The sequence below is a fragment of the Siminovitchia thermophila genome, from assembly GCF_016909185.1.
Classification (GTDB): domain Bacteria; phylum Bacillota; class Bacilli; order Bacillales; family Bacillaceae_C; genus Siminovitchia; species Siminovitchia thermophila.
In genome coordinates, this window is the sequence record NZ_JAFBFH010000001.1 from 218,423 (window position 1) to 238,725 (window position 20,303).

Annotated in this window: 11 protein-coding genes, 1 tRNA gene and 2 pseudogenes; 3 read left to right on the plus strand and 11 right to left on the minus strand. The window is 39.8% G+C overall.

Going from position 1 to position 20,303, the window contains the following annotated elements; genetic code table 11:
* Window positions 1–178: 178 nt before the first annotated feature.
* From JOC94_RS00975 to JOC94_RS00995, 5 genes are all read right to left on the minus strand, one after another.
* Window positions 179–2,581 (minus strand): transglycosylase domain-containing protein, encoded by a 2,403-nt coding sequence (locus tag JOC94_RS00975; protein ID WP_077109436.1) that lies wholly within the window; start codon window positions 2,579–2,581, stop codon window positions 179–181.
* A 353-nt stretch (window positions 2,582–2,934) separates the two neighbouring features.
* Window positions 2,935–3,699, minus strand: a complete 765-nt coding sequence (locus tag JOC94_RS00980) for an ABC transporter ATP-binding protein (RefSeq protein ID WP_077109437.1) — start codon at window positions 3,697–3,699, stop codon at window positions 2,935–2,937.
* Complete coding sequence (locus JOC94_RS00985) at window positions 3,699–3,989, minus strand: hypothetical protein (protein WP_077109438.1); 291 nt, start codon at window positions 3,987–3,989, stop codon at window positions 3,699–3,701. The genes JOC94_RS00980 and JOC94_RS00985 overlap by 1 nt, the downstream gene beginning before the upstream one ends.
* A 641-nt stretch (window positions 3,990–4,630) precedes the next feature.
* Window positions 4,631–5,905 carry a hypothetical protein gene (locus JOC94_RS00990; RefSeq protein ID WP_077109440.1) on the minus strand — a complete coding sequence of 425 codons (1,275 nt, stop codon included), beginning with the start codon at window positions 5,903–5,905 and terminating at the stop codon, window positions 4,631–4,633.
* Between the two features lie 286 nt (window positions 5,906–6,191).
* On the minus strand, window positions 6,192–6,959 hold the full coding sequence (locus JOC94_RS00995; RefSeq protein WP_077109441.1) for a MerR family transcriptional regulator: 768 nt from the start codon (window positions 6,957–6,959) through the stop codon (window positions 6,192–6,194).
* A gap of 170 nt (window positions 6,960–7,129) precedes the next feature.
* Here JOC94_RS00995 and JOC94_RS01000 point away from each other — a divergent pair.
* Window positions 7,130–7,212: transfer RNA gene (locus JOC94_RS01000), tRNA-Leu, on the plus strand.
* A 749-nt stretch (window positions 7,213–7,961) separates the two neighbouring features.
* Here the strand turns inward: JOC94_RS01000 and JOC94_RS01005 are convergent.
* The 5 genes from JOC94_RS01005 to JOC94_RS01025 form a co-directional block, all read right to left on the minus strand.
* Window positions 7,962–8,474, minus strand: coding sequence for a GNAT family N-acetyltransferase (locus JOC94_RS01005; RefSeq protein WP_077109442.1), 513 nt, complete (start codon window positions 8,472–8,474; stop codon window positions 7,962–7,964).
* Window positions 8,475–8,639: 165 nt separating this feature from the next.
* On the minus strand, window positions 8,640–9,905 hold the full coding sequence (locus JOC94_RS01010) for an erythromycin esterase family protein (RefSeq protein WP_077109443.1): 1,266 nt from the start codon (window positions 9,903–9,905) through the stop codon (window positions 8,640–8,642).
* Between the two features lie 604 nt (window positions 9,906–10,509).
* On the minus strand, window positions 10,510–10,692 hold the full coding sequence (locus JOC94_RS01015) for an ATP-binding cassette domain-containing protein (protein WP_139345517.1): 183 nt from the start codon (window positions 10,690–10,692) through the stop codon (window positions 10,510–10,512).
* A 48-nt stretch (window positions 10,693–10,740) separates the two neighbouring features.
* The gene (locus JOC94_RS01020) at window positions 10,741–11,091 is read right to left on the minus strand and encodes a DUF2178 domain-containing protein (protein ID WP_077109444.1); all 351 of its coding nucleotides are present in this window, start codon (window positions 11,089–11,091) and stop codon (window positions 10,741–10,743) included.
* Entirely contained in the window at window positions 11,081–11,326 is a 246-nt protein-coding gene (locus JOC94_RS01025) for a helix-turn-helix transcriptional regulator (protein ID WP_077109445.1), read from the minus strand. The genes JOC94_RS01020 and JOC94_RS01025 overlap by 11 nt, the downstream gene beginning before the upstream one ends.
* 1,941 nt (window positions 11,327–13,267) lie before the next feature.
* Here JOC94_RS01025 and JOC94_RS23445 point away from each other — a divergent pair.
* Window positions 13,268–13,891 (plus strand): annotated as a pseudogene (locus JOC94_RS23445) (hypothetical protein); the annotation flags it as partial.
* Window positions 13,892–14,049: 158 nt separating this feature from the next.
* Here the strand turns inward: JOC94_RS23445 and JOC94_RS01030 are convergent.
* Window positions 14,050–18,339, minus strand: a pseudogene (locus JOC94_RS01030) (phosphodiester glycosidase family protein); the annotation flags it as partial.
* An 892-nt stretch (window positions 18,340–19,231) separates the two neighbouring features.
* Here JOC94_RS01030 and ucpA point away from each other — a divergent pair.
* Window positions 19,232–20,023 carry an SDR family oxidoreductase UcpA gene (ucpA, locus tag JOC94_RS01035; RefSeq protein WP_077113977.1) on the plus strand — a complete coding sequence of 264 codons (792 nt, stop codon included), beginning with the start codon at window positions 19,232–19,234 and terminating at the stop codon, window positions 20,021–20,023.
* Window positions 20,024–20,303 lie beyond the last annotated feature (280 nt).

Here is a 20,303-nt window from a genome sequence, read left to right on the forward strand (position 1 = left end):
TTATTTCTTTTATTCCGTTATCGATGCACCATTAAACCTCTTTCAGGAAAAAATGCCAGAAAATCCGAAGGTTATACGCCTTTTGTTCAGGCGCATATCCTACATAAAAAAACCGCTCAAGAAGAGTCTTCTCTTCCTGAAACGGTTCGTTTTAAAATGAGGATAACGTTGCTCCATCCTAACCGTCATCTTTTCTGGGCGGCGGACTTTGAGTAGCCGGCTCCTCTTTTTTCTCGCCGGAGCCGTCCGTTCCGCCAGTGTCCCCCGGGGGCGGGGTATCCTTATTTCCCGGCGGATTATTTCCTGGATTGCCTTTATCATTGTTCCCAGTATCCTGCTGATCATCGTTTTGCTGGTTATCATCTTCTCCAGGCTGCTGATTGTCTTGAGCAGGCTTTTCTCCACCAGGATTTTCTGGTTTATTCGTGTCGGGTGTTTCGTTTTCTTGTTTTTCCTCGTTCGGATTAGGCACTTTCTCTTTCTCCTGCTCCGGTTCTTTCTCTTCTTCTTGCACTTCATCCTGTTTCTTCTCTGTCTCTTCCACTTCCTGTTGCTTGTTTTCCTCTTTATCTTCGACTTTCTTTGGCTTATCGATATTCAACTGTTTCCTCTTCGGCGCGGTGCCTTTGACAAACAACTCAACCTGATTGCCAATCGTCACCTTTTCAACCGAGGGCGGCATCGTAAAATCAGGTGTTTCGATTCCTTTCGAAACTTCGGACATGATGTGTTTAAAGATCAATTTGGCATTGTGGGAGTCCTTTGTTCGAACATAGCTTTCCTGCGTAATCTCATCGTATCCCGTCCATACCGCAGCGGTATAGCGGGTTGTATATCCGGCAAACCAGGCATCCGTTACCCCGGAACCCCTAATCGTATCCGGCAGTTCGTTCGTTCCGGTTTTTCCGGCCAAAGGAAGTCCTGGAATATGGGCCATCTGTCCCGTTCCTTCTTCGACCACTGTTTTTAGCATATCGGTGATCATGTAGGCTGTATAATCGCTCATTGCCTGAACAGGTTTTGGCTGAAGACTCTTTTCCTTTCCACTTGGATAGACGATCTTTCTCACTGTATGTGGTTCGTTAAAAACACCGTCGTTACCGAAGGCAGAATAAGCTCCTGCCAACTGCAGAGGCGATATTCCGTCACCAAACCCTCCGATAGCATAAGATGGAAAAACTTCCTTTAAGGGAATCCCCAGCTTTCCGGCAAACTGCTTGGCCTCTTCAGTGCCCACTTCCATCATCGCCTTGATAGCCGGGATATTATATGACCATTGCATCGCCTTACGCATGGAGACGTTTCCGTGAAAACGATTATTCCAGTTTTTAAATACCTTGCCATTCAATTCAATGGGTTCATCTTTAATTTGCTCATAAGTAGACCATTTCAACTTTTCAATCGCCGGTCCATAAGCCATAACCGGCTTAGCCGTGGAACCGGGTTGGCGCTTTAATTGAGTGGCATAGTTGAATCCCCTTTGGACTTCTTCCGAATGCCGGCTACCGCCGATTGCCCGTATTTCTCCTGTTTTTGTATCTAACAGCACAACACCCGCTTTGAATTGATCATCGGGAAATTCGATATATTCATTTGTCTTTAGCACTTTTTCCGTTATTGACTGTGCTTTTGGATCAAGCGTTGTATAGATTTTCAGTCCCTGTGTAAAAAGTTCCTTCTCATCAATCCCTTTTTCTTTCAGCTCTTCAATAACCCGATCCGTAAAGCTGTTATAAAAAGTTTTATTCTCCCGTTTTTTAAGAAGCTTCTCTACAGGGATCGACTGGGCTTCTTTTTTTTCTTTTTCCGAAATATATCCATGCTCTTCCATTAAAGAAAGGACAATATTTCTCCGGTTCTCGGCAAGGTCAGGGTGATTGTATGGATTATACCCACTCGGCCTTTGCGGCAACCCCGCCAGTAGCGCAGCCTCGCTGATATTCAGATCCTCAACCGATTTACCAAAATACACTTCTGCGGCTGTCGCTACACCATAAGTTTTTTCGCCAAGATACACTTTGTTCAAATACTTTTCCAATATTTCTTTTTTTGTATACTTATTTTCCACTTTTAAGGCAAGATACGCTTCCTGTACTTTCCGCTCAATCGTTTTTTCCGAGGATAAAAAGGACATCTTGACAAGCTGCTGTGTGATTGTGCTGCCCCCTTCTGCCCCAAAACCTTCCTTCACATTGGCCACCGCCGCGCCGGCAACCCGCTTGACATCAATGCCGGGATGGTTCCAAAACCTCGCATCTTCAACGGACAAAAACGCATTTTGCACTTTTTTTGGTATCTGATCCAAAGGAACGACCTTGCGATATTCCTCTCCGGCGATATCTGTCACTTTTTTGCTATTCATATCATAGATCGTGGATGACTGCGGGGAATTCAGCAACTCGGGATTTAATTGTGGAGCATCCCTTACATAAGCCACTGCGGCAAACGCAAGCACCCCCATCAATAAAACACCGCAGATAAAAAATGCCATCACGGTGTGAATGGCTAACTTTTTTAATATTTTTTTTCCCTGCTGTCTTTTCTTTTGATACTGCCTGCGACTAGGATAACCTTCCTCCATGACCACATTCCCCCTAATATGTAATCATATCAATGAAGGAATACCCAATTTTTCATTTTCGCAAACCACTGAGCAGCTCCTATATGTGAAAAAAGAAATACAAATGATTGACTTTTTCAGTTTCTTCCACACTCTTTCCTGATTGAATCTCTGCGATGTCGTTTGCAAACATTGGGTTGGCGAACATTCCTTCTTTTTGTGACTACTCTCTTGACCCGTAAACCATACTGATTGCGATCCTTTTCACTATATATAATGAATACGATGAAGTTGCATGTCTTCCTGTAAAAAACTTTCGTCATAATCATCCATTAATCTTCATTGTAGGGAATACAGTGTCAAATCGTGCGCCATCACCCGCTTACTTGCGAAAGGTCTTCACGCTGCATCTTCATATAGGCTTCCTCAAGCGTCTTGGAGCCAGTTAATGTGAAGAGTTGTGTTTTTTTGCCTGCAAACAGGAGCCTGCCGTTTTCCAAAAAAATAACTTCAATAAAATCCTCATCCAGTTCAATGCTGTCAAGTATCGCCAATTGATGTGAACTCATGATGAAAGTGTGCTGCGATTGTTTGATCTTATGGACGAGATAATCTTTTAAAAGAAAGATAGATGTTGGATCCAACGCGGTAAATGGTTCATCCAAAATGGTAAATGGGCTGTCCAGCATTAATGCAGCAATATGAGAAACTTTTCTCTTCATCCCGTTGGATAACGTAAAGATAAATTTGTTTTTTTGTTCATTTAAGCTGAATCTTTCTAATAAGTCAGCAATTTTTTCTTGAATAGATATGTTTTTACGATACATATTGGCTACAAAATGCAAGTATTCAATAATGGTTAAGTCATCAAATAATGAATAAACCTCTGGAGAGTACGACATATCATATTTAAAATCTTTTATAAGGGAATCTTCGCCATAATAAAGGATTCGGCCAGTATCCGATTTTTTCAATTTCATAATGCCCAACAACAACTTCATTAGTGTCGTCTTACCGGCTCCGTTATGACCTAACAGTAAATAGATTTTCCCCGCTTTAAAGTGAAGCGATACATTTTCCAATGCGCATAATTGACCGTATCGTTTCGTTAAAGAGGATATTTCGACAGAATGCAGCATTACTGATTCCCCCTGCTATATAAAAAACGGTTAAACAATTTTTGGATCAACTGAAGGATAAAATATACTGGGATGGTTAAAACGAATGCCAAAATCATTACATGAAACATATGAATGGTTACTTCTCCGGTACCCTCTATAATGTATAGAGCGAATCGTTTATTTGGTATAAATGATGTAGTTGTCGTTTCTTCTATAAGACTTTTGGAAAAAAATATATACCCTGAAAAAAACAGCAGCAAAAACAGACCAATAAATATAATAAGCGCAGTCCTGATTTTTTTAATCAACACGATCTACTCCTTTATTTTAATCCCGATGACTTTTTCTAACGCTTGGCCATCCTTTCCAAAAGTAATTCCATATATTTCACTCAATAAGAGAAAGAATAGTAAAAACCAAATTTCACAAAGCCTTAGAACTTCACGAAAAGCTAGTATAATGAAAAATACTGTAATAAGATATACCACTGAAAAAACTGGGCCGCCCAAGACAATCACAAGCTGTTGTTTTCGTTTTAGTTGTGAAAATGACTGTTCTTCAACATCAATATAAAGTGAAACTTCATTCAGTAGGCGTTTTCTTCCATCGCCTACTGAATGTTAGTTGAACCAATCGGGCATTTAGGTGCCGTTTTCTCCCACTTAGTCCTTTTGTATCAAATCAGGTCTTGAAGTAGGAGTATTACGGCACCTTACATGCGGGATAAAAAGCCAGATGTTTAACTCTGTACAAAAAAGAAATTTGAAACTTTTGAAGAAAAAGGATGTGCCCCATTTCATGAACAAATATGTAAAAGGTAATTATTAGGATGGTTAACATTGAAATGAGCAGGTCACCAGAAAAATAGTATACGATGATCAAAATGACCAAAAGCATGATGATTGATCTATAAATGATTTGAAACAGTAAGTTCATATAGAATGAAATGTTATGTATTAATTTCATGGTTCCTTACCAATAAAAATTGAATTCCTAAAAGGATGAATATCATACCGATCATTGCCAGCGTGACACTTCCCTTTTTGGCGATATTGTCGACGACTTTCGGAATAACCACATAACTCCCCATAATCACTACCCCTGTACCAATCGTTTTTGCCAGGATTCCGAAGAATTCATCAAATAGAAATCGTAAGATGATGGTTAAAATAGGCGCAAGACATAAGATAAAAATATAAAAATAGAACTCAGTAATCATTAAAAAATACGTAAATGAGTAATCATAAAATAGAAATGTGACAGCCGTGAAACCCATAAACGACAAGAGGGCAACGAGAAAATAAAAAACTTCTACCGCAAATGTATATTTTAAAAGGGACGCCCTTATGTTAATCAGTGATATGAAATGTTGTGTTTCCAGCCTGTCAAAAATAAAACTGGAAATAGCCATTAATAAAAAGAGTTTGAAAAATGTCAGCATCATTAAGCTTTGGTTTGAAAAAATGCCAATCAATTGTAAGAAAAGAAATAGCATGAAGATAAACACGATATATTTGTTTATGTTGATCATGGCGATAGCGGAATACGTATACTTTTGCCGCAATAATATGCGTGGATTGGCTCTTTCATCTTTGATATGACTCTGTGGTTGTTCTATTTCAAACAGTTGAAGAAGCAAATAAGCGGCAATAGCAATCACAAATAATAGAATAGATGATAGGATTGTACTATGATGAAGCCAATAACGAGCGATGACCTGATGAAACGGCAAAGATAAAAAAATTAATAAGTATACGATGAAACCAATTTTATAAATAGACATGAAAGAAAGCTGAATAGACTGAATTAAAGGCCGAATCAAAAGCAGTGTCACCTTACTGCTTACGATACTCATTGTAAAGATGAACATTGAAACAGAATGCCAATACAATATTGAAGAAAAGAGGTCAATATTGCTCATCCTGGATAATATTAGGAACAATAATCCGAAAGTGTAAACACTTGAAGCCAAAAATTTTACCATTTCATTTAAAAAAAGAAACTTTTTATGCCCCATCATGAGTTCAAATATGCTTTGCTCTTGAACAGGTTCACCACGTTTCAGTTCAAAAGCACCATATGGAAAAATGACCGCGAGTACCAATGTATAAAACATTGTAGGAAATAAATGTATATGCACTTCAAAAGTGGTATCGGCAAACGTATATAAAGTCAATAAACTCATCAGAAGAACGACAACCAGCAACACAAAAAACAAGATCACTTCCGGCCTCTTTGCTAAATGAATCAACGAATCAATATTCTATTCTTCATTCTTGTAAAAGTCATTTTTGTAAACAACAATAAATGATCCATTTTATCACCTTTGACTGTTCATTTTACGTAGCTGCTGAAACTATATACTCCAATATACGTTACCCATTGTGAAAATCCCTTCCAATCATGATATTAATCGGAAGGGATTTCATTATTTTTACATATGGCTGGGACTGGTTTTAAAAACTTCCGGAAACTAATCAGGTGGTAAGAATCCCTTTTTCAATAAGCATTCATTCCTGTTCTGCTTCCTTCATATAATATTCCATCGCCTCGTTAAGCCATTTCTGCTCTTCTTCCGTAAATGGAAAAGGCGACATATTCTCCAGTTCTTGAATATCCGTTTCTTCGATATTTGCGTCCGCCAGTTGGTGAATCAAGTCTTCCCCCAGAAAGGAAAAAGCATTATGAAGATAAGATTCAAGCATTTTTTTTACTTTGGGATCGTCTACCGGACTGCCGTATAATTGTTTGACTTCCTTATAAAAAGTAATAAACATTTGGTCCAGGGCGATTTTTTCTTCTTCGGATCTCCCGGACAACACTTCCATTACTTCTGTCAGCTTATGCTGATCCATCCATTCTTTTTGCTTTTTTGTCGTTTGCATATTATGAATGAGGCTGAATAATACGGAACTGTCCACTTCCTCTTCTTCCTCAAGCAATCTGATGACTCTCTTTACCGCATTCAGTGATGCCTCAATTCGCTTTTGATCTTCTTCCAAAGCCTTCATATGAAGAGTCAATGTGTCAGCCAAATCAACCGTAAAGCTCGATTTATTCAGCAAGGAAGCGATTTGCTCCAGACTGAAACCGAGGAATTTAAGACTTAAGATTTTCTGCAAGGTTACAATATCTGAATGACTGTAAATGCGATGGCCTGATTCCGGGTCCTTTTCAGGTTGAAGCAACCCAATTTCATCATAGTAATGCAGCGTACGAACAGACAAGCCTGTCTTTTTGGAAAACTCTCCAACGGAGTACTTCGTATTCTCTTTCATCAAAATCCCTCCTACGAAAAGTATATACTCATCATAAAGCCTCACGTAGCTGGAGGTGCAAGAGGGAATGTGGAAAAGCATGCAATCAACCAAAAAGACGCTGGATTTTCAAAAAAACGTCAAAACATTTTATGGTCATATTATGTTATAATAATGGAGCTATCATTTTTGCCGCGGTGGCGGAAAGGCAGACGCGCTAGATTCAGGTTCTAGTGTCCGCAAGGGCGTGTGGGTTCGACTCCCACTCGCGGCATCAAATACCAGTTATATCAAGGCTTCTACGAAACGTAGTAGTCTTTTTTGTTGTCCTAAAACAGCTAGATTTTTCAAGGCGGAATCTAGTGGGAGATGGAATTTTTGAAAAGAAGACGTCAGATTGGTAGAGCGCTTGTTTCGGGATCAAAAGGCCTCAGGTTCAAATCCTGTCATTCTTACTTTTGGCTAAGCGTAATGGAAGGTCCAGATCCTTCCACCACATCTAAAAATAATTGATCTTCGTACAAGTCGTGAACATAAAGTGAAACTTCATTCAGTAGGGCCCCTACTGAATGTTAGTTGAACGAATCGGGCATTTAGTGCCGTTTTCTCCCACTTACCAACTCAGGTCTTGATGTGGGGTATATGGCAGCTTACATGCCGGATAAAATGCGGCCTTAACCGGTACCGCAAACCGAAACAACCTGGCCCCAAAAGTAAACCCGGCATCCTGATTCGCAGAATTTTCGCTTTATATCTTATATAATAGTGGATATTAAAAGGACCGCACATTTTAGAGTTGTCTAAATGGTGGTCCCAATTTATTTCAATACCGCCCGATTGCGGTAATTTAACTTTCCTTCAAAAATTTCTCATGCGTTCTTGAAGTATTTGCAATGTCAAGATGAGACTTGCAAATAAAACAATTCCACTGTCATTACCAGAAAACCCTCTTTACTTTTTCACAATCCGATCCAATTTTTTCACCTTTTATTGACGAAGAAAACCTTGTGAACTCTTTATCGTTCATTTGAACTCCTCTTCTAAAATGGCGTAATAGTATTCATCCCACCATTCATTACCGTTAGGAATACATTTTTTAAAAAAGCCTTCCCTTCTCATTCCAATCTTCTCCATTACTCGGTATGAAGGAATATTCTCAGGCTGACATGTAGCTATAATCCTGTGTAAGTTCATTTCTTTAAAGCCATATTCCAAGATGGCTTTTGCCGCTTCAGAGGCATATCCTCTGTTTTGGTATTTTGGATTAAACACCCAGCCAATCTCATAAGTATGCTCACCAAAATACTTATGAAAAACAATATGCCCTATAACAATATCTTCCGCTATTAATACTACAGGAAATTTTTCGGCATCATCACCTGTGTTTTTACTTACAAATTCTTTGGCATCTTTTTCAGTAAAAACGCCTTCAGGTATATACTTCATAACATTACTGTCCGACGTATACGCGTATACAGCTTGCCAATCCTTGGATTCAAATTCTCGTATCAATAACCTTTTCGTTTTTATGTGCATTACCCAAACTCCTATCAAAAATACTTCCTTACTATTAAGTCAACAATAACCACTGCAAATACGAATGAAACGTTCTACAATCTGGCCCTATTTGTGGAAAAAAGAAAAGCAAGTCGGACACTTATAGAATTGGATTATTTTATGCTGTGTTATCAATAAATAACGCTATTCTATGACATTTGTTGGTGTTGCTGCCTTTACAATAATAACACTGTCATATGCTTTGTCGGGTGTCATTTCAATCGTGTAAAACTTCTTTAAAGTCTTGTACCACCAGCGGAAATCATCCCCAATATTCGCCATTTTTTGTTCCCTCGAGATGATATCCGATAACTCATCCGACTTCCTTGCTTTTGCAAAATCAACATAGAAAACATTTGATTCCACTTCACTGAATGCATCAACTAAATCATTGTGATTCTCCAGTGTATGAATTTGTCGTTCACCAGAGCCGCCATTTTTCGCCTGAAACTCGCTGCTGATAAAATCAGTACCAATTGCAAAGTATTCTTCACCATACAAATCATCCAAATAATTTCCCATCGATTTGTAACCAGCTAACGATGCAGACGTTTTTTCAATATGCCCATTATGTCCGGTCATAAATATTTTATCGTGACCTCGCTCTGCTTCAAATTCAACAATCCATTGTAAATTATCCGCCAAATATTGATCACGAAGTTTTGTATAATCTCCTTCGTTTAAAAATAACTGTGTACGCTGTTTCATGATTTGCGCATATTGTAAAGCAAAGAGATAAGCTTCAGTAGATGATTGCTCCACGTAATTCCCTTCATTTGTTTGCAGGTCTGAAAGGATGTTTTCTATTGTTTCATCGATTTCCTTCAATTGCTCTGTCGTTAACTCATGCATTTTATCATTTGAAACAGGTTCCATCTGTAATGCATATTTTTTGAATGCATCTTCATTTACAACTTTATAATAGTCTAGCACGCCTTTTTTACTGTAGTCATAGCGTTGCATATCATTTCCATAAAAATAAATTTTCCTGTCCTCGCTCACCGTCGCGTTATAATCATGCATCCATTGAACAAGCTCAATCATTTGTTCCGTTTTATAAATACCATAATCAAGGGCGTTCACTGCCTCTTCCGCAGTACCAGTTCCATTTAAAATGAATTGATTTATTTGCTGTCCGCCCCCAAAATCACCTTCTAAGACAAAAACACGGACATTTTCATTTTTTACCAATACTTCAAAAACGTCTTTTTTCAACTCTTGAAATTCAATATTTCCATGTGTTGCCTCACCCAGTCCGATAACCTTTATATCATCTGGAATATCGATTTGTTCAATAGTTGTTATGTATTGATCTGCTCCTTCAACTGCTTTACCTGCCCCGCATCCAGACAATAAAACAAATAAAGATATTGCTAGAGCCAATAAAGAATACTTTTTAAAAAATTGCATTTTATATCGCCCCATATTCTCTAAAATTTTATAATACACATATAGAAATATTGACTAAATAGTGGGGCTTACAAATAGATGGCTTTGTCCAGCCACTTGTCGCAAGATTTAGCGGACAGCCCCCGCCCAGTCAAATTCAGCTAATTCACCAAGCGTCCGTCTGGCGGGCATTGTCAGTTTATTCTTGAGAACATCGTCTTTATACCCTCGCCAAAAATTAATTTTTTCCAAGAATGGGAATTATACATATATTTTGGTGTAAAAGCTAACTTCGTCCATTCTTTATGAATGTACTCCCATTATCAGAATAATACCCTTTTTCAAAGGTTTATCTTTTTCGGATAAAGCAGTCCGAACAGCTACTTTCCTCAGTAAGTTCGTGCCTGAATCGTTTATTGTATATCTTTAATGCCCAAGTGATGATTAAATCGTACGTTAGCATGAACATCTTTGGAGAATTTTTTGAAATTGCAGGTTCCGTAAGAGCCCCGCGTATTCATTGAGTTTGAAGGTGTTTCCGTAAATTCCCGAAAAATAAGTTAGGTGGAATAATCCCGTCTTATGACTGAATCGCTTTGGTTCTTCGATCAAGTACCCCACTTGATCATTGTCTGTTACTGATCCACCATAGGTTCAGATAAGTTCCGTGATAATCTTCATTCAAGGTACTTTTGCCAGCACCATTTCTTCCAATCAGACCAACGATTTCTCCTTGGTTAAATTCTAAAGAGAGATCTTTTAAAACGATTGAATTTCCATATCGCTTCGTTAGCTTATTTACCAGCATTGTCTAATCCTCCATCCATGGCTGAGCCTCGCTTCTCAGCCTTTTTTCTTATGAAAAATCCTTTTTATATTGAACGGCCAAGTAAATTCCACCAGCTAAAAATGCCAGCGCATATTTGAACGTGAAAAAGATGTTCCACATATAGTCTTTTGGAAAAATGATGTCACACAGCACAATTGTCAATAGCATAAAGTAAGCACTCTTCAATGAGATCTTACTTGTCCGTTCATCGGCAGGTCCCATCTTCCTATGAAAGATATAGACAAAAATCGCACTGCCCATCACCAGTAAAAAACCAACTACAACGAGAATATTCCAATTTCCTTGAGATTGTTCAGCCCAGGACCTTAAAGGGGAAAAAATGGCGTCGTGGATATTTGAGAAAAATTCATGGATCATTTTGATCATTTCCTTTCACATAAGTAAAAATATCATTTACATCGACATTAAAAAAATCGGCAATTCGAAAAGCTAACAGCAAGGTCGGAACATAATTTCCTTTTTCCATTACGAAGATGGTTTGTTTGGAAACCCCGACTTTGTTTGCTAATTCTTGCTGAGTCATTCTGGCAAGTACACGATATTCATAAACTTTATTGGATATCGAATCACCAAAATCTTTCTTCACGACCATCACCTCTTCAAATCAAATTATAAACTTATCTTTTATAATAGTAAAGTAAACTTATACAAAACAATGAAAAACTTTTATTTTTGATTAGATTACTTATATTTAACAAGAGTCATAATGCTGAAAAACCTGACGAAATTCACGATTCCATCAGGTTCACATATCGAATCTGGGGAATTTATCGTTTTGGCTGTGAAATGCAGTGGTGTAAAAAACGGTTAGAGTGGTGCAATCGGGTGATCATATTCAAATTTTTTCCTGGATCAGCTGGCAGCACTTTACTTAAAAGTAGCTAAGATGACCAAAGCAACTAAAACGCAAACTACAACGTAATAGGGATTATTGATTTTGATTCCTTCCGTTGACATAACTAAATCAGCTGATAAAAAACGAACAATAAAGTGAAACTTCATTCAGTAGGAGTTTTCTTTCATCTCCTACTGAATGTTAGTTGAACCAATCGGGCATTTAGGGGCCGTTTTCTACCACTTGGACCTTTTGTATTTCTCAAGATTTTGATGTGGGAGCCTTTACGGCACCTTATATGCCGGATAAAGTGAAACTTCATTCAGTAGGCGTTTTCTTCCATCTCCTACTGAATGTTAGTTGAACCAATCGGGCATTTAGGTGCCGTTTTCTACCACTTAGACCTTTTCGTATTCACTCAAGATTTTGAAGTGGGAGGCTTACGGCACCTTACATGCGGGATAAAGTGAAACTTCATTCAGTAGGGCTCCTACTGAATGTTAGTTGAACCAATCGGGCATTTAGGTGCCGTTTTCTCCCACTTAGACCTTTTGTATTCACTCAAGATTTTGAAGTGGGAGGCTTACGGCACCTTACATGCGGGATAAATGGTCCTAGTATATAATACGCAAGCTTTTAGCGTAGTCAACATATGTAGACTCCTGCGGGAATAGCTCGAGCTGAAGATACCGCAGGAAAGCGACCTTTGCTTTCCAAGGAAGCTGAAGGCGGGCCCGCGGAAAGCGAAATATGTTGACGTAGCGATGATAGGGATTTTTTTATCATAAATAAACCGAACAATTATAAATGAATTGGTCGTTTTTTGCTATTTCGTATTTGCTTATGTCCCGGCCCCATAATAAAGGATCAGTCACTAGGACTGATCCTCACATTACCTATACGTACAACTACTTATTTTGTCTTGTTCTTTTATTGATAAGAACAATAACAATACCTGCAAATAGCAATACGATCGCTACCGTTAACCAAAGATACATATTTGTTGCAGTGTTTGGAAGTTTTTCTCCTGCTTTATCTTTATTGTCCTGATCACTCTGTCTTTCTGTACGTTCTTTGTTCGCTACTGTTTCCTTTTTTGATTCAAACACTGTAAATTCACTAAAGTGATTCGTCGCGGCAGTAACGACACCAGCTTCATACGTACCGCCAATTAACTCCCACTTCTTGGATTTTTCATTGAAATAATAAACATGGACATTGCTGGAATCTTGTATTTTTCCGTCAATGGTAAACTTCATCGTTACAGGTGTTTCGAAATCCTGAATCACTTGATCTCCTTGAATGATTGTAAAATCGTAAACATCCGTAAGAGCATCTTTAACTTTTCCAGTTTTCGTGATTTTAATGACGACTTCTTCATCCTGATGAACAAAGTTTATTGCCGGAATTCCTAACTCGACATTCGCAGCTTTCACGTTCAATGTCGCATTTTTCTCTCTTAACATCTGGACTTGTTTTTTCGTTAATTTCACAAAACCTTCTTCATTATTCCTCAAGTCAACGACCAATTTTCCTTGTAATGCGAGCTGTTCAATAGAGCCATTTTTAATTTCGAATTGATCGTTCTTATTTTTAGATGGTACTACAGTAACAACTTTTTTCCGTTCTTCCTTATCATCCGGCTTCTCACCTTTACCCGGCTTCTCACCTTCGCCCGGTTTCTCACCTTCGCCCGGCTTCTCACCTTTACCTGGTTTCTCACCTTCGCCCGGTTTCTCACCTTCGCCTGGCTTCTCACCTTCGCCCGGTTTCTCACCTTCGCCTGGTTTCTCACCTTCGCCCGGTTTCTCACCTTCGCCTGGTTTCTCACCTTCACCCGGTTTCTCACCTTCGCCTGGTTTCTCACCTTCGCCCGGTTTCTCACCTTCGCCTGGTTTCTCACCTTCACTCGGTTTCTCACCTTCGCCCGGTTTCTCACCTTCGCCCGGTTTCTCACCTTCGCCTGGTTTCTCACCTTCACCCGGTTTCTCACCTTCGCCCGGTTTCTCACCTTCGCCCGGTTTCTCACCTTCGCCCGGTTTCTCACCTTCGCCTGGTTTCTCGCCTTCGCCCGGTTTCTCACCTTCGCCTGGTTTCTCGCCTTCGCCCGGTTTCTCACCTTCGCCCGGTTTCTCACCTTCGCCCGGCTTCTCGCCTTCGCCCGGTTTCTCGCCTTCGCCCGGTTTCTCACCTTCGCCCGGTTTCTCGCCTTCGCCTGGGTCTTTATCTTGTTTGACCATTGTAAAGGCGTCTACCGTATCACCTTCTCTTGTTGTTACTTTAAACGTTAATTCATTCTTATCAATCGTAACACCAGAATAAATTTGGATATCGTCATCAAAAGCGACCCGAATCCATTCCTGATCACCCATTTCATAAAACTTAGGGCCTGCGGATCCGCCTATGATATACGTAGGACCTTTACCTTCTTCCACCTTCTCTCCATTGTATAACGGCCAACTCCGCATATACGCATGGTCATGACCGGAAAGAACAAGATCAATACCAACCTCATCAAAGACTGGCGTCCATTCATTACGAATATCTTCGCTGCCACGAGAGAAATGACTGTGGTATGGAGAACGGTGAAAAGAAACAATTTTCCATTGCTTATCACTGCTGTTCATATCCTGCTTCAACCATTCTGCCTGCTTTTTCAGATCGCCTTCTGTATTTAAGACAGCGATATGAAGATTCCCATAATCAAACGAATATGCTTGCTCCACTTCACCTTCTGGACCATTTAAAGGCAATTGGAACTGAGCCTTGAAGTTGGCATTTCCTCCGCCCACAACATCATGGTTCCCAAGGACGGGCACCATATTAATGTTCGGAAGATATTCCTTCGCCGCGTCAAACCAATGTTCCCAATGAAGCTGTTTGTCGCCATAATCAACGATATCCCCAGAAAGAAGCATAAATTTAGCGTTTGGATATTCTTGTAGTCCTTTACCAAAAATTTCTCCCCAAATACCGTAACCATCTACCGCTGTTTCGTTCGGAATGGCTTGTGTATCTGATGTGAATAAAAATGTAAATGCCTCATCCTCTTTCGCTTCGGTCGTAAATGTGGCACTTTCACTCCATCCTGCGTCTGTTCCATCCCCAACACGATATGTGTACGATGTCCCTGGCTCTAAATTAACGGCGCTCGCTTCGTGAATTTGCATGACACCAATGTCGGTAGCAAACGGATAATTCTTTCCTTTTATCGTATCGACATTATCCGCTTCAAACCCTTTAAATTCATCGGTTTTTACAATTTCAACTACTGTGTTTGTAACGGTCGGTGCCGTTCTCCATGTAAAGCTTTGTGTTGTTTTTGGGCTTTGTTCCCAAGATAAAGCCAAATGTTCCGGCTTTGTTGATCCAAGATGCGGCTTCACTGTCGTAGTTGTCTTTTTACTATAATGGGACCCTTTTTTCGCTTGCAGGTCATACGAGCCTACAGCTAAAGTAAGATCTTTCGTAACAAATTCTCCATCTTTATTTGTTACTCCCAAAGGTTGTCCCCAAGAAGAAATCGACGCATGTTCTTTGAGGATCCATCCTGCATTGCCGTTCGGCAGTTTCACGTTAATCCATGAGTCGTTATGATCGATCACTAATAACTGATCATACTCATTTACTGTTTCTAACACTTTTGATTCCGCATTACTATCACTAAAGACTTTTACACTATCGCTCTTGATTCGAGCTACTTGATTTACATCCCCCAGTACAAAAACCCCAACTCCAGCAAGTGGTTTTCCATTTTCGTCTGTTGCTTTAATCGTTGTGGGTGATTGTACAGATAAAGCTTCCAACTCTAATTGAACACCATAACTGATTTCACGGCTAAAATCAGGCAAGTTTATCGGCTTGGCATTCTCTTTATCGTCCTGTAAGCGAATATGGCCTTCTTTCCAAGCAACGGTCACATCGTCTTCAGCGTTCGGCTTCACTTTCCCGATGATCGATATAACCTCTTCTTGTTCGGTAAGATCTTTTATTTTCTCCATGTTTTCTACTGAGAATGTAATTATGCCTTTATCGGCATCGACCTGGTTCGCCGTAATCGTCGCTTGCTTTAATTTTTCAGCAACAGCTATTTGAATACCTTCTTTTTCTTCATCCTGGTCTACGATCTCTACTTTACTAGGATCATATGTAAATGATAGAGACGAACCATGAATATCTTTTAATTTATTCGCTTGGACCTTTAATTCAAATGGGTTTCCTGCGTATACTTTTTCGGGAGCAGAAAGAGATAATTGGGCACTGTCTGTATCTACTTCAAAGCTCCACTTTTTTTCCACCGGATTTCCAAAATTATCTTGGACGGCTAAGTACACATGGTGGATGCCATCCGCATAAGGCTGTTTAGATGTATACGTGATTTTTCCAGTTTTTTCATCGAATGAAGGTTTTACAGAAACATTATCTACTTTCATTTCGATTCGATCTTTATTGATCCCCGTTCCTTCTTTATCATCTGTTGCAACGGCCGAAATTTCAACGGTATTCTCTTTTAACACCGCTTTATCGGCTGGTGCAATATCTGATATCGTTGGATTGGTTAAATCATCATTCGTTTCGCCATAGACTGCGCGAATATTATCAATATAAACCGTTCCCGCGTCTTTTTTATCGTTGCTCGTTTCCATATAACGAAATGCTAAGTCTAACTTTAGCGGCGTCGGCCTGCCCTTTGGAACGGGTGCTTCAATGTATTTCCAGCCTTTAAAGTCCGCATTCGTCACAAAATCTATAGCAAATGCTTTGTTCTCACCATCTTTTAATTGAGAACGAATCCAGTGTCCTTTACCATCACCATATACCCACATACCAATTGCTTCCGGATATCCTTCAATTATGATATCTTCTTTCGGAAATGCGTATGCACCCGATGTGCCCAGCTTTCCGGTAAAATCGTAATCCAATTGGAGAGCATGATTTCCGAAACGAGCCGGTTCCGGATACGTTGTTTGCCGAATATCAACTGTATTGTATCTTGCCCCTCCAGATGCCCAGTGGGATATTCCTTTTTCAAAGTCTTCTAGAATAATGGGCGGCTTGCCAACTTCAATCGTTATCGTATCTTCAACACCGCCATAGGAAACTGTTACCTTTCCTTTTGCGACTTTGTCTGTAGCAGTAAATATTCCTTCGTCATTAATCGTGCCAATTTCGTCTTCTACTTTCCAATTAAATAAGCGTTGATCTGCCACTACTTTTTTTCCCTTATGATAGACAGCAGCCGACAAATCAAACGTTCCACCACGATCAAGCGTTAGTTCTGATTGTGGAAGTTTAATTTCATCAATTTGATCAACAATTTCTACTTCTGCACTGCCTTCTACTGAACCAGTCGCAGCAGTAATCTTTGTTTTACCAGCTTCTTTCGCGGTAAGTAAACCTTCAGCTGAAATATCCGCAATGTTTTCAGATGAAGACCAAGAAATAGTGTCGTTAATGGCAACTGGATTGTATGCAGCATCTAATCCACTTGCCTTAAATTGCATCTTACTGCCTTTTAATATGAATCCTTTATTCGGCGTAACTGCTAAACTACTTAATTGTCCTACCGGAGCAGAACTTACAATCAATAATGAGTTGGCAATGAGTCGCTCAGAACCATCAGAAGGTGTGTTCACAACAGAAACAGTCTCTTGGCTTGGTTGCCTTGCTACTAGAGTGGAAGACCCGCCGCCATCTAAGTTAAGTGCATGAACAGCTCCCATTTCCTGCATGATTTTCTGTAATTCATGCACGGTAACTCCTTCACTATATCCAGGGTTACGCCCATCAATGACGACAAAAAAGAACGTCCCATCTGCTTTAATACCAACAGCCGATCTTGGTGCAACCGCGTCATTAAAAGCGTTACTAGGAAGATCCGTTAATGTATTTGATTCTATTAATAACGGATGCCCGCCTACCGCTTCTTTAACATTATTCCATGGTTCGTTGGCAGCCATGGTAATGACCACCTCAGCGCCTTCTTTAAATTCATTTACTAAAAATGATTTTGCGGCACCGTGTCCAGACAGAACGATTGTCCCTTCAGCTAATGGAGTATCTCCTTTATCACTGATCACTTCTTTTACTGTAGCTTTTACAGTACCAAACTGATGGGCATCTCCCTCCACATTTTCTAAAACGACTTCAGCTCCGCTCGAATTCGTTTTTGTAGACGCTCCTTGCTTCGGAGTATAAAGAACTAATTGATCCGTCCCTCTGGCTTTATTTGTTCCGGCTATATCAAAAGATTTGTCTCCCAACGTCACTTGATGGCTAAATGAGGGTGTGCCAATAATTGGTTTTCCATCTTCAGTAATGCCAAAAGCCGGTCGAGTAGACATATGTAACCATTCTTTGTTATGTACAAATAAACCGACAACTTCACCTGTACTCATGTTATAAAAGTCGGCATTAATACCACCTACAACCACATGACCAGGCTTTGATACTTGCTTCGCTTGACCTGTTAATGTTTGCATACCTGGATATTTACCGTTAGGGATTCCAGTTTCAATGGCTAAATCCCCTTTACTTAAATCAACCGATAGCATCGATACACGTTGATTACCCCGATTATTCGAAACATGCATCTTTTTTTGCGTTACTCCTGGTGCAATCGTTGCCTCTTCTTCTTCAACAAGTGTCCCCAGTTGAGACGACTCTGCTTCAACCGAAGCAACGGGTGTCCCTACATAAGGAGCAACAGGAGAAACGATAAGAAGCAAACTAAATAAGGCAATCAAACTATTACGTAACAAAAGTTTCATGGAATCCTCCTATTCTAACAATTGATGTCAATTTTTGACGACTCTACCAACTTAGCAAAGAAATGTAAATCCCATGTAAATTTTTTGGAACAAAATAGAAAAGAATGTTATGTTTTTGTAAATTTTTCATTTTTAGCTCTCACGCTTGATCTTCCTTACATATTGGATGTATAAATCATGTAAGGATGTGAATTCGCCACAAAATACCTCAACATTCATGGAGTTAATTTCAATTTCTCAATTATATGAGCACATCGTGATGTGGATGAGATAGGAAAAAGGACATTGAAAGTTGAACTTCTCGAGTAAAAGAAGTAGCACCTGCCATGGGTTGGGGCTACAAATTTTTTTAATAGAAATGAAGAAATACGGAGCAGTCCGTATCATAAATGGGCCGGACTCCCACCCTTATTAAAGTCACATGTATATGACGCAGACTGTTTTAAATGAAGGATGTTTTCGCATGTTTACCATTACGACCATCAATGAAGACTTACAGGAGCGATTTCACATACTAATTTGCTAAATACAGTTCTCCGAGCGTTACAGGCCAAAGTTGCCCAGGCACACAAAATTGAATTTTGTAATGATGAAACGTTAAACTGCGGAGACCCATGGTTTAACGGTTGAAAAATGACTTTATGGCGCATGTTTCCTTGCTCTTTCATTTTTTCACCATTTCCCACTTGTTTCCGAGTTCAGTGGCCAAGGCTTTGAACGAAGAAGCAGCTGATCGCCAAAACCTTCTTTTATGTCAATAAAGTGCCACGTAAGCGCCTTTGTCGCCTCCCTTTATAAAAACGAAACAACATTCTATATTTAAATATTTTTGTAAATTAATTTAGGTACGATATAATTTTTATAGATCCTAACTTTTAAGGGGGTAGATGGAATGGGAAAGATGGAAAATAAAGTTGTGATTGTAACTGGAGCGGCTATGGGTAATGGATTTGGGATCGCCAAAGTGTTAGCGAAATACCGTGGAAAAGTCGTTTTAACTGATATTTCATCAAAGGTGCACGAAGCGAGTAAACGATTGAATGAAGAAGGCTATGAAACAATGGCGGTTGAAATGGATGTCAGTAATCCAGAAAGTATTAATGCCGCCGTGAAACAAGTAATGGAGCAATACGGACGGATCGATGCCCTTGTCAATAACGCCGGAGTCATACGGTTAGGCTCGTTGTTGGATACTACAAATGAAGACCGTGACTTTCAATTCAACATTAACATTAATGGTGTGTGGAACGTTTCAAAAGCCGTCTTGCCTTATATGAAAGAGAAAAAATATGGGCGGATTGTCAATCTTTCCTCCGTAACAGGCATGATGGTTGCGGATCCTGGAGAAACTGCCTACGCAACATCGAAAGCGGCTGTGATTGGCTTTACAAAAGCTTTGGCACGAGAGGTCGCCGAACACGGAATTACCGTAAACGCGATAATGCCAGGGTATATCCATACACCAATGGCCGAACAAATTGCCCATGATTCCAATCCGGAAAACCCTCAAGAAGTGATCGCCGGAATTGCGAGTGGCGTACCTTTAGGACGGCTTGGAAAAATTGAAGAAGTGGGAGAATTGGCGGCGTTTTTAGCATCGGACGAATCCAGCTACATAACCGGCGCTCAAATTGTAATAGACGGCGGAAGCTCATTGCCGGAAACTGTTTCGGCCGGGGTGTGAAAGTTATTGCCAACGGTTGAGCCCGAATCCCTTAGATAGAGTGAAACTTCAACCAGTGGGGGGTTCGAGGCTGACACAAAACCTTATAAAAATGAATAAGCCGCACATGAAATCAAATGTAAAAACTTTGATTTCACGCGGTTTTCTGTTCACGACTTGTACGAATATCATTTCGTTTTCAACTTATTCCCAGCTAGTCTACGAACCTCCATTCCCCCTGATAAGGTACAGCAAGACAGGCAGGCTGGGCAGCGACACCTGTGAAAGCGATGATCAATGT

What these genes read in the sequence shown, in the direction of transcription:
- JOC94_RS00975 (WP_077109436.1), bottom strand. Translation starts at nt 2,581, where the DNA reads ATGGAGGAAGGTTATCCTAGTCGCAGGCAGTATCAAAAGAAAAGACAG.
- JOC94_RS00980 (WP_077109437.1), bottom strand. Translation starts at nt 3,699, where the DNA reads ATGCTGCATTCTGTCGAAATATCCTCTTTAACGAAACGATACGGTCAA.
- JOC94_RS00995 (WP_077109441.1), bottom strand. Translation starts at nt 6,959, where the DNA reads ATGAAAGAGAATACGAAGTACTCCGTTGGAGAGTTTTCCAAAAAGACA.
- JOC94_RS01005 (WP_077109442.1), bottom strand. Translation starts at nt 8,474, where the DNA reads ATGCACATAAAAACGAAAAGGTTATTGATACGAGAATTTGAATCCAAG.
- JOC94_RS01010 (WP_077109443.1), bottom strand. Translation starts at nt 9,905, where the DNA reads ATGCAATTTTTTAAAAAGTATTCTTTATTGGCTCTAGCAATATCTTTA.
- JOC94_RS01015 (WP_139345517.1), bottom strand. Translation starts at nt 10,692, where the DNA reads ATGCTGGTAAATAAGCTAACGAAGCGATATGGAAATTCAATCGTTTTA.
- JOC94_RS01020 (WP_077109444.1), bottom strand. Translation starts at nt 11,091, where the DNA reads ATGATCCATGAATTTTTCTCAAATATCCACGACGCCATTTTTTCCCCT.
- JOC94_RS01025 (WP_077109445.1), bottom strand. Translation starts at nt 11,326, where the DNA reads ATGGTCGTGAAGAAAGATTTTGGTGATTCGATATCCAATAAAGTTTAT.
- ucpA (WP_077113977.1), top strand. Translation starts at nt 19,232, where the DNA reads ATGGGAAAGATGGAAAATAAAGTTGTGATTGTAACTGGAGCGGCTATG.